A 12,967-nucleotide genomic window follows, 5' to 3' on the forward strand; every position below is an offset into this window, starting at 1 on the left:
CAGATCAGCGATTGCATCTTGATTGGCGACAAGGGCTACCTATCGGCAGAAATACAGCTCAACCTTTTTGACAGCTATAACATAAAATTGAGCACGCCGATGAGGAGTAACCAAAAAGAATATAAAAAACAACCTTATGTCTTCAGGAAAAAAAGGAAAAGAATTGAAACCCTTTTCTCGCAACTATGTGACCAATTTATGATAAGACGTAATTACGCCAAAACCTTTAGAGGTTTTAAAACCAGAATAATATCCAAGATTGCTGCACTGACAACTGTTCAATATATCAATAAGTTCATCTTCGGGAGAAACATCAACAACATTAAAATCAGCATTATTTAAAATGCACAACGGGTAATGTATTTTCTGTTTTTATAATAGTAGTTTAGTAGAATAAAAACTACAAGACACTATAGAATTAAGTAGAAATAGCAAGACAAGATTGCTTTCCAAAATTTTTTCTACAAGGTTAAAAAGAAGTTATAAACCACAATCGAATTAATGTAAAATGCACAACGATTTTCAAGAATTGTGGAATATGAGTTCAGTTGATGTCTGTATTAAGGACTTTTGTATAGATTTGTTTGTAGGATGTAAATTGATACTATTGTGCTGGCTGCGAATAAAATAACGATGCCACTATTTTAAATTTAAAAAATATGAAAAAAAGCGGATTGATAACTTTACTTGCCTTTGCCATGTTGCTTGGGTGTAAATCGCAAGTATCTCAGACCCAAAATGATTCACCACAATTGCAACACTCTACTATTCCACCACGGGAATATTCAATAGCGGCGGTGCTTTGGCAACAACATTCGGGCGAATATCGTGCTTTGGCATATCAAGCATTTAATTTGGCTAAAATGCAATTAGATCTATTGTTAGCAAACAATGAAATGCGTGGTAAACCTCTCGCCATTGTTACCGATATTGACGAAACTATTTTAGACAATAGTCCGTACAGCGGGAAGCAGATTGAGCTTCAAGAAGATTACGTTCCAGAGCGATGGACAGAATGGGTTAATGAGAAAAAAGCTAAACCAGTTCCAGGCGCACTTGAGTTTTTTAAATATGCGAAAAGTAGGGGCGTTGAAGTGTTTTATATTTCTAACCGGACTGTAGATCAAGAAAAAGCAACGTTAGAAAATATGCGCGCTGTTGGCTTCCCGTATTCTAATTCAGAATATATGTTGTTGGCCGATGAAACTAGTCGAAAAGGAAAACGCAGAGCCACAGTAGAAGAAACACACGAAATTATCATGCTTATTGGTGATAATCTTTCAGATTTCTCAACTGTTTTTGAAAACCGTTCTACTGAAGATAGAAATACAAGCGTGGACAGTTTAAAAGCTGTTTTCGGAAACCGATACATTGTGCTTCCCAATGCAATTTATGGCGATTGGGAAACCAAGGGGATTTTAGAAGGAAAATACGACTGGACAAAATTTCAAAAGGATTCAATCCGTAAGCGTAAAGTGATTTCTTATTGATATAAACTTCATCCGCTTTAAGTGAAAATGTTTGAGGCGAAATTTGGCAGCCATTCAACAGTGCGTTTATTTAAAAACCTGTAGTTATAATTAAAATCATCGATTAAAGTAGCGTAAGAATAAAATAGCAACCTATGAATACAACCGAACTTGTAAGCCAATTATTCTTACCCTTATCTCTTGCAATTATAATGTTAGGCATGGGAATGACATTAGTTCCTGCCGATTTCACCAGAATAATAAAATTTCCTAAAGCGATATTACTTGGTCTTACCAATCAACTAATCTTTCTGCCCATAATTGGGTTTTCATTGGCAATTGCTTTTAATTTAAGTCCTGTAATGGCAGTTGGTTTAATGATTTTGGCAAGCTGTCCTGGTGGGCCTACGAGTAACTTAATAACACAAGTTTGTAAGGGTAATATAGCCTTGTCGGTCACCTTAACAGCCATAGCAAGTGTTATAAGCATCTTGACTATACCGTTTATCCTATCTTCTGCATTGGAATATTTTGGAAGCAGTACCAATGTTTCAATTAAACTACCTATTGTCAATACTATTATTCAAATAATGGGAATTACCGTTATTCCTATTTCCATTGGAATGTTTATTCGCAAGCGCAAAACCAACTTTGCTCTGCGTATGGGAAAACCGATGCGTACTGCTTCAATAGTTATTTTTATTCTTGTATTTATCGCTGTATTGGGCGCCAATGCAGACAAGCTAGTAGACGGAATGAAAGCAGCTGGATTGGTGACGTTGGTGCTAAATATAACCACAATGGGAATAGGATACCTGACTGCCAAGTTGTTTAAACTGAATTTGAAAAACGCAATTTCAATCACAATTGAAAGTGGAATTCAAAATGGAACTTTAGCGCTTGTAATTGCAACTTCAATTTTGAATAATGTTGAAATGGGTATTCCAATTGGAGCTTATGCTATTTGGATGTTTATTACTTCGGGAGTTTTAATGTGGTACTTTGGAAAACGACCTGAAATAAGTTATGAATAAATAAATTCTATTACGAAAGTTAAATTCGCAGGATTTATTTTAGGTGCCAAAGCAGTACTATCTGTTTCGAATTTTTAGTTTATTTAGTCTTGTTTTTCAAAGTCAAGATATGTACAAAGAACTATGTTTATTCTTTTACAGATTAATTTTCAATAATTGTGAAGTATTCAATTATTTCATTAAACCTCAAAAATCCTTACTTCATTTCTATTTTTCCCGCATTCATTGTTTTGTAATTGAGTAGCTGTAGGCATAGTTATAAATTCGTGCTATCAAAAGTCTAACTCAAAACAATTTATAATGAACAAAGAACTAATTTTTTTAAGAACATTTGCAGTAGCCACTGTTATGGGAATGGTTGTAATAACCTCTTCGGCTTTCAAACAAAATGGCAATCAGAAATTCAGTGAAATAGATGTTGAACGTATCAATATTATAGAAAAAGATGGTACTGTAAAAATGGTTATTACCAATGTAGATCGTTTCCCCAATGGAAGTGATGTTATAAACAACCGACCCACCAATGAGAAAAGAAAAAAACGGTCAGGAATGTTGTTTTTCAACGAAGATGGTATTGAATGCGGTGGATTTATTTACGACGGACAAAAGACCGAAAACGGACATTCGTCTGGACTTTCTTTAACATACGACCAGTACGATGGCGATCAGGTTATGCAATTGCTAACACAAGATTACCAACAGGGAGATAGACGGTTTGTAAGCAGTAGTCTTGCATTTAACGACCGACCTAGCAACGAATCGCAACTCAAAACAAGCGAAATAATGAAAGAGCTTGATGCGCTACGGGAAAAAGATCCTGAGAAAATGAAAGAAAAGTATAAGCAATACCAAGAAGAAGGTCTGTTGGGCGGTGTTCCACGCGTTATGCTAGGAAAATCGAGAAGTCAGAACAACGGTTTATTTCTTTTTGATGATAAAGGAATGCCAAGGGCAATGTTTTATATAGATAAAGAAAATAACGCTAAACTCGATTTCTTTGATGATCAAGGAAATAATATTGCTTCTTTTCCGAACTAAAAAATCAACTATAATTAGTAAGCTCAAAGATAGTCCTGTAAAATTATAGGACTATTTTTGTTAACAGATTTATACTTTTTTTGATGACAAACATACTTCAGAAAATATACCAGAACCGTTACTTTCTATTGTTTATATTGCTGTTCGCATATGTACAATCTATTTATACCCGAACTTCAATAAGAGCGCAATTTAGTTGGTATATATTTACGCCCGAAGCGGCCTTGGCTTCGTTGGTTAGTGCAGGGATATTGTTTTTAGTATTACTTTTCTTTATCAGGAAATGGCAAAAATTTGGTGTTTTAAATACGCAAAAAATTCTGAAAATATTCGGTGCATCACTCGTGGTTTATGTTCTTATTATGAAGTTCAGCGGATTTCTGATTGCCTTTGTTTTTGGCAATATCGATCGAAATTTTAATACACAAACACTTACGCTTTCAATTATATCTAATTTCCTGGATGGCTTTATTTACGGCAGTTTTTTTCTTGCTTATTATTATTTTCACGTAATTAAAAAACAACAGATAGAATTAATGAACTACAATCAAGCACTTGCAGAGAGTAAGATAAATCAGTTAAAAACGCAGCTCAACCCTCACTTTTTGTTCAACAACTTAAATGTTTTAGACCAGTTAATTGAAGAAGATAAAGAACAAGCATCCGAGTTTTTAAATGAATTTGCCGAAATATATCGCTATGTGCTTCAAGCATCAGATAAAGAAATTATCAGTCTAAGCGAGGAATTGGAATTTGCAAAGCAGTACTTTAAATTAATTCAGCATAAATACGGAAATGCCTATCAGTTTAAAATCGAATATTATAAAGCTAGCGGTTTTGTTGTTCCCTTAAGCCTACAATTATTAATCGAAAATGCAGTGCAGCATAATTTAGGTACCGTAGAAAACCCCATTTTTATTGAAGTGGTCATTGATGATGCCATCACGGTTAAAAACAATATCAAGCCAAAAAGAAATAATAAAGTAACCTCAGGGAGAGCTTTAAATAATTTGAAAGAACAGTACCAACTATTAACCGAAAAACCGATTTCGATTCACCAATCGGAGACTTTTTTTTCAATAACTATTCCTTTTATTCATACATCAGAAAAATGATACGAATACTTATCATCGAAGACGAAATTCCAGCTCGAAAAAAACTGAAACGGTTTATAGGAGCATTGGATACCCCTACTGAAATTGTAGCTGAAATAGATACAGTAGATGTTGCTGTCGAATTTCTTAACAACAATCAGGTTGATTTAATTTTTTCAGATATTGAATTACTCGACGGCAGTGCATTCGAAATTTATCGTCTCGTTTCGGTTTCTTGTCCAATTATCTATACAACGGCCTATGATAAGTTCTGGATGGATGCTTTTGATAGCAACGGAATCGCCTACCTATTAAAACCATTTTCAAAAGAACGATTTGAAAAAGCGTGGGATAAGTTTTTATTGTTTCGAAACCCAGCAAACTCTGAGAAGAAATGGATTTCAAACATTGAAAACCTTCTTAAACAAAACATCGTTACAAAAACATATAAAAAACGATTTACCATAAATACCCATCAAGGATTTTACTTTTTAGAGACTGAAACTATTCTTTATTTTTCTGCAAATGAAGGGGTTGTTTTTGCCTATGATTTTACAAACAAAAAGCATTTGCTTTCAGAATCCACTTTAAAAGAAATAGAAGCACATGTTGATCCCACACTTTTTTTCAGAATTAACCGTAGTGAGTTGGTCAATAAATTGCATATTGACAAAATAGAGCGTTATTCTAAGAATGTTCTTGCCTTAAAATTTAAGGGGCACGACGGTTATTTGAAAACTAGCCAAAGTAACACTTCAGCGTTTCGCGAATGGATTGAAAAGTAATTTCTTGCTATAATTACTTCAATGCTCATTGTGTTTTTATTAGGGTTTTGTCGAAATAATTTTTTTTACTGTTTAAAGTGCATTCGGCTTTATTAATTAGCTTTGAAAAGTATTTTATTTTGCTTTATTTTTATTAGATTGCTCGTTTAAATACATAATAATCAATTAAAACAACCAAACTAATCATTAAAATATGTATATAACATTGAAAAAAAGTCTGTTACTACTTCTTAGTGTAGTGCTATTAGGTTCTTGTAAAGACGTAAAAAAAGAAGAAAAAACGAAAAATTCGGCTACCGTTTACTTTGGTGGTGATATTATTACAATGGAAGGTGATTCACCTCAATATGCTGAAGCTGTTGTTGTAAATGAAGGAAAAATCACCTTTGTTGGCGCATCTGAAGAAGCAATGCGCGTAGCAGGTGAAGGCCATAAAATGATAGATTTAGAAGGTAAAACACTATTGCCAGGGTTTCTTGACCCGCATAGTCATTTTATAAATTCGTTGGGGATGAGTTCGCAAGCTAACTGTTCACCTTCGCCAGTGGGTGAAGGCAATGATGTAGCAGGAATTGTCAAAGCCCTTACCGATTTAAAAAAAGAGAAAAACATTCCCGATGGTCAACTTATAATGGGGTATGGTTATGACGACTCAGTTATGCCTGATGGAAAACTGTTGAATCGTGATGATCTAGACAAAGCGTTTCCCAACAACCCTGTTATGGTGTTACATGTTTCATTGCACGGTGCTGTGTTGAATTCCAAAGCAATGGAGGAGTATGGTGTTTCGGATAAAACCGAGACGCCGGAAGGTGGCGTTATTGTTAGAAAACCAGGAACAAACGAACCTTATGGTTTAATAATGGAAACTGCATTTTTACCAATATTTTCCAAGTTGCCAAAACCTTCAGAAGCAGAGTTGTTAGCACAGCTAAAAGACGGACAAATGATTTATGCTGAAGCTGGAGTAACTACGGCCCATGAAGGGCTTTCACATTTTGAAGATGTAGAAATATTGCAAAAAGGAGCCGATAAAAACGCCTTTTTTATCGATGTAGTGTCGTACCCGTTTATCACCGAGCTAGATACTTTATTGCAGAAATATAATGCTAATGATTTTGGCAAATACGATAACCGTTTTAAGCTAGGAGGAATAAAAATTACTATTGATGGTTCGCCTCAAGGTAGAACAGCCTTATTCACAACTCCGTACTTAACTGGAGGGCCAGGTGGCGAAAAAGATTGGGTTGGAGAACCAACATTTTCACAAGATGAAGTAAACCAAATGCTAAAAAGCATTTATGATAAAGGTTTGCAATCTACTTTCCACGCCAACGGCGATGGGGCTATCGATATGTGTATAAAAGCCCACGAATTTGCAAGTGGCGACAACCCAACTAAGGAACGAAGGACTGTCATTATTCATTCTCAATTTGTTCGTAACGATCAACTTGATAAATATGTAGAATATAAATTGATTCCTTCATTATATACAGAACATACTTTCTTTTTTGCCGATGCGCATATAAAAAATAGGGGTTTAGAACAAGCTTCGTCTATTAGCCCGATGAAAACGGCTATTGAAAAAGGATTAAAGCCAACAAATCATACAGATTTTAATGTTGTGCCTATTGATCAAATGATGGTTGTTTGGTCTGCCGTTAATAGAATATCCAGGGCAGGGGAAGTAATTGGGGCCAATGAGCGCGTTACTCCCTATCAGGCTTTACAAGCTATTACAACCAATGCTGCATATCAATACTTTGAAGAAGACAGCAAAGGCTCTTTAGCCGAAGGGAAATTAGCCGATTTGGTTATTCTTGATAGTAATCCTTTAAAAGTAGATCCGTTGAAAATTAAGGATATTAAGGTGCTTGAAACCATAAAAGAAGGAAAAACTATTTTTAAAAGATAATCACTTATTTCATTTCAATTACAAGGCAGGCTGTATTGTAATACTCCCTGCCTTTTTTGTTGAATTGCATTATGAACACTAAAATTGGTGACTGGTTAACGAACTCTATTTTGTAATTATAGAAGTCTTATAACAAAGAAAACCCGCGAATTTTGAAATTACGTTTATAAAATTCTGTTTCGAAAAATCACCAACTTACAACTATCTTTGCCCAATGAGTATAATGGTGCAAATAGCGGTATTACCGCGCCAACAAGAAGATTTAGACTATATCTTGGAGCTTGCCCTAGCGAAGCAAAACCTTCGTAGGGAAAGTCTAAGCGAATGGCGGATTCGCAAGCGATCTATCGATGCGAGGCGAAGGCCAATCAAAGTAAACCTTCAAATTGAAATGTGGTTAAAAGGAGAGAAGCGGGAGGTTATCCCACCTTTTGTTCCACAAAATGTACATGATGCAAAAAGGATAGCCATTATCGGATCTGGACCTGCAGGCCTTTATGCAGCATTGCGAGCGGTGGAAGCAGGTTTAAAACCCATAGTATTTGAACGCGGAAAAGACGTACGCGAACGCAGAAGGGATTTGGCAGCCATCAATAAACAGCAAATTGTAAATCCTGAAAGCAATTATTGTTTTGGTGAAGGTGGTGCAGGAACCTATTCAGACGGTAAGCTTTACACGCGAAGCAAAAAGCGTGGGAACGTTTTAAAATCTTTGGAGTGGTTCGTTCATTTCGGAGCAGATCAAGACATACTCATAGATGCGCATCCACATATTGGAACCAATAAACTGCCAAAAATAATTGCTTCAATGCGCGATTCAATTATTGAAAATGGGGGAGAGGTGCATTTCAATTCCAAAATGACTGATATAAAATTGAAGGATTCAGCCATTCAAGCCATTCAGATTAACAATGGGGAATGGTTGGAATTTGATAACGTAATTTTAGCCACAGGTCATTCTGCTAGAGATATTTATTATTTACTACATCGCAAAAACATCTATATGGAAGCCAAAGGTTTCGCTATTGGTGTGCGGGTAGAGCATCAACAAGAACTCATAGATCATATACAATATCACGGCGAGGTTGACAATCCATATCTGCCTCCAGCGAGTTATAGTTTGGTAGAACAAGTAGATGGATTTGGCGTATATTCTTTTTGTATGTGTCCGGGTGGAATTATAGCGCCTTGTGCTACCGAGCAGGAAGAAGTAGTTACCAACGGTTGGAGTCCGAGTAAGCGAAATAACCCGTATGCAAACTCTGGAATTGTAGTAACTGTGGCGCCTTCAGATTTGCCGAATTATACGAAGGATAATCCTTTTGTCTGCCTAGATTATCAGAAAATGGTAGAAAAGCGATGTTGGGAAGCAGGAGGAAAAACACAAAAAGTTCCCGCTCAACGAATGATTGATTTTGTGGAAGGAAAGGTTTCAACAGGTTTTCCAAAGACATCCTATCAACCGGGAATTGTTTCCGCAGATTTGAATGAGGTATTACCTGCGTTGCTTTCAGGAAAACTAAAAAAGGCCTTTGTGGCTTTTGGAAAAAAAATGAAAGGATATTATACTAATGAAGCGGTTTTGCACGCGCCCGAAAGCAGAACTTCTTCAACTATTAGCATACCTCGTGATCCGATAACCCTTGAGCATATTGAAATTAGTGGTTTATATCCATGTGGCGAGGGTGCCGGCTATGCTGGAGGAATCATCTCCGCAGCCATCGATGGGATTAACTGCGTAGATGCGATATTGGAAAAGGAAAAAAGTTCAGATTAATAGAACTTGTAAAAAGCTCCAAAGCTAAATAGTCCGCGATATCCAAAACCAGCTTCGGCAAATCCACCCCATTGTTTTCCATAACTAATACCGAACGGAGTTACTTGAAAATTGAAAAAAGTGTCGTGCGAATCGCTGGTAGAGTTGGTGGTATTTTGTTCGGAAGTGCCTATCGTTGCTCCAAGCCCCAATAATGAATAAAGATTTAACTTATCTCTCTTCACAAATGAATAACTTGTTTCTGCGGCTAGCGTATAATAGGAGTTTACTTGTTCACCTATTTTAACTCCACGATCCATTACGTCATAATCTGTTTGCGAATAGGAAAAAACAGAACCAAAATGCCATTTTTCTTTAGGAGTGTAAGCATAAGCAAATCGCAATTCACCTAAACTACTAGTTTCATTAAGAGTAGCATTTGGAAAAAAGATAGTTGTAAAAGCATTCTCAAAAACGTCTAGTATTTGATTAGAACTCCCAACTCCATACCCTACAGATATTTGATGTTCTTGGGAATAAAAGTGTGGGCAAGCAATTAATAATGCGCCAATAAAGAGTGCTTTTTTCAACATGTTTTCCAGTTTTTAGTACACAAATATATATTCTTTTAATTCATATTTAATAGTTGTATAAAATTAAGATTTTACTATATCTAATTTTTCAAGGTCTAATTTTTTTCACTCCTAAAATTTCAATGTAAAATTTATTATTAAAGACAAGAGAATCTTTTTATGATATTGGTCATATTTTTGGGGGATTAGTTTTCTGACCTTTACGCCCTTTCAACCCAAATTTTAATTTCATGCATACCATCAATCCGCATTCTTTTCACATCCCTATTATGGGAATAGCCTATACTATTGACTCTCCCATAAAAGTCGCACATTTTGGGATAAACTCGGTGCTTTCAATCATTGAGGACAACTTGGTTGAGGTGATGCGGAAATATTATTACCAACAGAACCATGAGACATATGTGCCAATACCTGCGAAAGAACCCGATTCGCGTTCTCGTCGAATTACAGACTATCTTAATTTGATGCAGCGGATTGTTACTTCAAAAGTTGAAAACCTTAAAAATTCTGCATTCGAAACAGGTTCTGATATTGCTAAGTATTTTGAAATGCTTCCCGACAGCAGTTTGTTGAAAGAAAAATACCAGGAATGGTTTGCAATGCCAGATTCTGAAGAAAAGCAAAATACAGAAAATTCGTTGCGAAAAAGCATTGTTCCGGGTGCAATCGAAGTCAATATTATGACTAAGGTTGACAAGGATCAATTAGATAAAAACAAGCAACCTATTGAAAACGGGTCAGATGCTATTACGGCATTAAAAGGATATGCTGAATGCGACTTAAGCAATTCTGCCATAGTCCTTTCGGCAGGAATGAATCCGCGTCTTTATAATTATATGGAGGGGTTTTCAGCATTTGATGCATACGAATGGGGTAAGTTTCATAAAAAAGTAATTATTAAAGTCAGTGATTATCGTTCGGCACTGATTCAGGGAAAATATTTGGCTAAAAAAGGTATTTGGGTAAGCGAGTTTAGAATTGAATCTGGCTTAAATTGTGGCGGACACGTTTTTGCGACTCAAGGGGTGCTAATGGGGCCAATTCTTCAAGAATTTAAAGAAAAGCGACACGAATTGATTAACAGTCAGTTTGAACTTTATAATCCTGCGATCATCGCAAAAGGGAAGGAAGGTTTTTCAAAACCACATCCAATCAGAATTACCGTACAAGGCGGAATTGGAACTAGTGAAGAAGATACATTATTACGAAATTATTATGAAGTTGATGGTACAGGCTGGGGCACTCCATTTCTGCTATGTCCTGAAGCTACAACGGTAGATGAGAATACGCTAGAACTTCTGGCAAAGTCGAAAGAAAATGACGTGGTGCGCAGCAAAGCATCTCCGTTAGGTGTAGAGTTCAATTATTTAAAAGGAACCACTTCCGAAATAGAGCGTTTAGACAGAATTAGTAGAAATAAACCTGGCAGTCCGTGTACCGAAAAATTGTTGGAATCGAATACTGAATTTACTGCAGAACCTATTTGTACTGCATCCACAAAATACCAAAAGCTGAAACTGGCACAGTTAAAAACCTTAGATATTCCTAAAGCTGAATACGAAAGACAAGTTGACGATGTATTAAGCAAAGAATGTCTGTGTATTGGTTTGAGCAATGCAGCACCGCATCTATATGAAGAACCATTTTTGAAAAAGCTAACGGCTGTGACTATTTGTCCAGGTCCGAACATCGTGAATTTCTCGAGAGTTGTGAGTCTGCAAGACATGACCGATCATATTTATGGACGGAAAGACATAATGGAAAAACCCAATCGCGCATCTATGTTCGTTGCAGAACTTAAACTTTATATAGATTTTCTGAAAAAAGAAATCGAACGAACCACTGCACCAACTCCACGTGATTTTAAATCGTGGGAAAAATTCTCTAATAACTTACTAGATGGTATCGAACATTACGGTGCTTTGATCTCAAGTTATGTAGTTGGAAATAGATTCCAATTTGGAATGGATTTGGAAGAAGCGAAGATGGAGATTTTGGAGCTGCGGGAGTCTCAGCTGGAGATTGGGTAGGGGAGTGAGGAATGAATAACTTCCAATAAAAGGGCAGTACGCTCTTTACTGCCATCTGGTTTTACTGAGTTCTCTTTATTTTTGGGGGATATTGTCGAACATCGAAAACATCAATTATTTCAATTCGATTTTCTTCGTGATTTATCCAATAGATAATTTTGTAATTCTTTTTGTAAAGAAGATATCGGAACTCAACCTTTCTATTTTTTAAATACTACTCAATTTGCCCGATTTCGGAATGGCTGATCAACTTAAATGGCTCGTCATAAATTCCATCTGCAAGTTTTTTTGCCGTTCGGTTTCCAGTTTTTTCTAGATAATGCTTAAAGATTTTATAAAGCTCGTCTTCGGCAAATTGAGTCCAAATGATTTCTAATTCCATTTATCAATTTTCACCTTTAAATCAACTGCTTTAATTATCCGACCATTCTTTGAATCCTCCATTGATTTATCAATACGGTCATTGAAATCTTCCATTGTCATCGGCTCAAACTGATTGTTCGTTAGAGAAGTACTTTCTTTGCGCAATAATTTTTCAAGTTTAGAAACGACTTCCTCGCTTTGTATCTTTAAAAATTCTTGAACAAATTCTATTTTTCGGGCTTCTAAGTTCATGGTATTTTACTTTTTATCAAAGACACAAAATTATGATTTCAGTTATGAGATTCCAATTTGGAATGGATTTGGAGGAAGCTAAAATGGAGATTTTGGAGCTGCGGGAGAGGCAGCTGGAGATTGGGTAGAAGAATATTGAAGCATTTCAACTTTTGCCAATCTATCCCCTCATACTCCGCAACCCTTCATAAACTACAATGCTAACAGAATTAGCCAAGTTCAAACTTCGAATATGCGGGCTGTGGATTGGTATGGTGTACAGTAAATCAGGATTTTCTGAAACAATGTTTTTCGGTAATCCGACGGATTCTTTTCCAAAAATAAAAAACATGTTATCTTTAAAATCTATAGTGCAATAATCTTGATTGCCGTGGCTTGAGAGATAAACGAAATTTCCTCCTTCATTTTTTTTGTAGAAATCGTCTATGCTTTCATAAATGAAAAGGGATATATGCTGCCAATAATCTAATCCAGCTCTTTTTAATCGGCTATCCGTAATTTCAAATCCAAATGGTTTTACCAAATGCAAATTTGACCCAGAGGCCAAACTTAGACGCCCGATATTTCCAGTATTAGTATGTATTTCAGGTTCAAATAATACAATATTGAAGGCCATAGGTAGTAGCTGATTATTT

At 36.0% G+C, this 12,967-nt stretch carries 13 protein-coding genes; 9 read left to right on the forward strand and 4 right to left on the reverse strand.

The window, feature by feature from the left end:
• The 8 genes from BLW28_RS13605 to BLW28_RS13640 all read left to right on the forward strand — a co-directional run.
• A partial coding sequence (locus BLW28_RS13605; protein WP_143036893.1) for a transposase occupies positions 1-342 on the forward strand: 342 nt, incomplete at its 5' end.
• 317 nt (positions 343-659) lie between these two features.
• On the forward strand, positions 660-1,490 hold the full coding sequence (locus BLW28_RS13610; protein ID WP_073221253.1) for a 5'-nucleotidase, lipoprotein e(P4) family: 831 nt from the start codon (positions 660-662) through the stop codon (positions 1,488-1,490).
• A gap of 134 nt (positions 1,491-1,624) precedes the next feature.
• Positions 1,625-2,503: a bile acid:sodium symporter family protein gene (locus tag BLW28_RS13615; RefSeq protein WP_073221256.1), complete on the forward strand. Its 879-nt coding sequence runs from the start codon at positions 1,625-1,627 to the stop codon at positions 2,501-2,503.
• A gap of 300 nt (positions 2,504-2,803) precedes the next feature.
• Positions 2,804-3,541, forward strand: a complete 738-nt coding sequence (locus tag BLW28_RS13620; protein WP_073221259.1) for a hypothetical protein — start codon at positions 2,804-2,806, stop codon at positions 3,539-3,541.
• Between the two features lie 83 nt (positions 3,542-3,624).
• Positions 3,625-4,656: a sensor histidine kinase gene (locus tag BLW28_RS13625; RefSeq protein WP_073221263.1), complete on the forward strand. Its 1,032-nt coding sequence runs from the start codon at positions 3,625-3,627 to the stop codon at positions 4,654-4,656.
• Positions 4,653-5,420: a LytR/AlgR family response regulator transcription factor gene (locus tag BLW28_RS13630; protein WP_073221267.1), complete on the forward strand. Its 768-nt coding sequence runs from the start codon at positions 4,653-4,655 to the stop codon at positions 5,418-5,420. Before BLW28_RS13625 ends, BLW28_RS13630 begins: the two co-directional genes overlap by 4 nt.
• Positions 5,421-5,613: 193 nt before the next feature.
• Entirely contained in the window at positions 5,614-7,335 is a 1,722-nt protein-coding gene (locus BLW28_RS13635) for an amidohydrolase (RefSeq protein ID WP_200791531.1), read from the forward strand.
• Positions 7,336-7,549: 214 nt separating this feature from the next.
• Positions 7,550-9,112, forward strand: a complete 1,563-nt coding sequence (locus tag BLW28_RS13640; protein ID WP_073221270.1) for an NAD(P)/FAD-dependent oxidoreductase — start codon at positions 7,550-7,552, stop codon at positions 9,110-9,112.
• Here BLW28_RS13640 and BLW28_RS13645 read toward each other — a convergent pair.
• A complete protein-coding gene (locus BLW28_RS13645; protein ID WP_073221274.1) occupies positions 9,109-9,684 on the reverse strand; it encodes a hypothetical protein in 576 nt (191 codons plus the stop codon). The two genes, BLW28_RS13640 and BLW28_RS13645, sit on opposite strands and share 4 nt — an antisense overlap.
• Before the next feature lie 230 nt (positions 9,685-9,914).
• Here BLW28_RS13645 and BLW28_RS15815 point away from each other — a divergent pair, with 230 nt between their 5' ends.
• Positions 9,915-11,717, forward strand: a complete 1,803-nt coding sequence (locus BLW28_RS15815) for a hypothetical protein (RefSeq protein ID WP_073221279.1) — start codon at positions 9,915-9,917, stop codon at positions 11,715-11,717.
• A 214-nt stretch (positions 11,718-11,931) separates the two neighbouring features.
• On the opposite strand, the gene BLW28_RS15915 is transcribed toward BLW28_RS15815, so the two are convergent.
• The 3 genes from BLW28_RS15915 to BLW28_RS13665 all read right to left on the reverse strand — a co-directional run bounded on the left by BLW28_RS15915 (position 11,932) and on the right by BLW28_RS13665 (position 12,948).
• A complete protein-coding gene (locus BLW28_RS15915; RefSeq protein ID WP_200791532.1) occupies positions 11,932-12,099 on the reverse strand; it encodes a type II toxin-antitoxin system RelE/ParE family toxin in 168 nt (55 codons plus the stop codon).
• Entirely contained in the window at positions 12,090-12,332 is a 243-nt protein-coding gene (locus tag BLW28_RS13660; RefSeq protein ID WP_073221283.1) for a hypothetical protein, read from the reverse strand. Before BLW28_RS13660 ends, BLW28_RS15915 begins: the two co-directional genes overlap by 10 nt.
• 160 nt (positions 12,333-12,492) lie before the next feature.
• Positions 12,493-12,948, reverse strand: coding sequence for a tRNA (cytidine(34)-2'-O)-methyltransferase (locus BLW28_RS13665; RefSeq protein WP_073221285.1), 456 nt, complete (start codon positions 12,946-12,948; stop codon positions 12,493-12,495).
• Positions 12,949-12,967: the final 19 nt, after the last annotated feature.

The organism is Aequorivita viscosa, from assembly GCF_900106795.1.
In the GTDB taxonomy this organism is placed as follows: Bacteria; Bacteroidota; Bacteroidia; order Flavobacteriales; family Flavobacteriaceae; genus Aequorivita; species Aequorivita viscosa.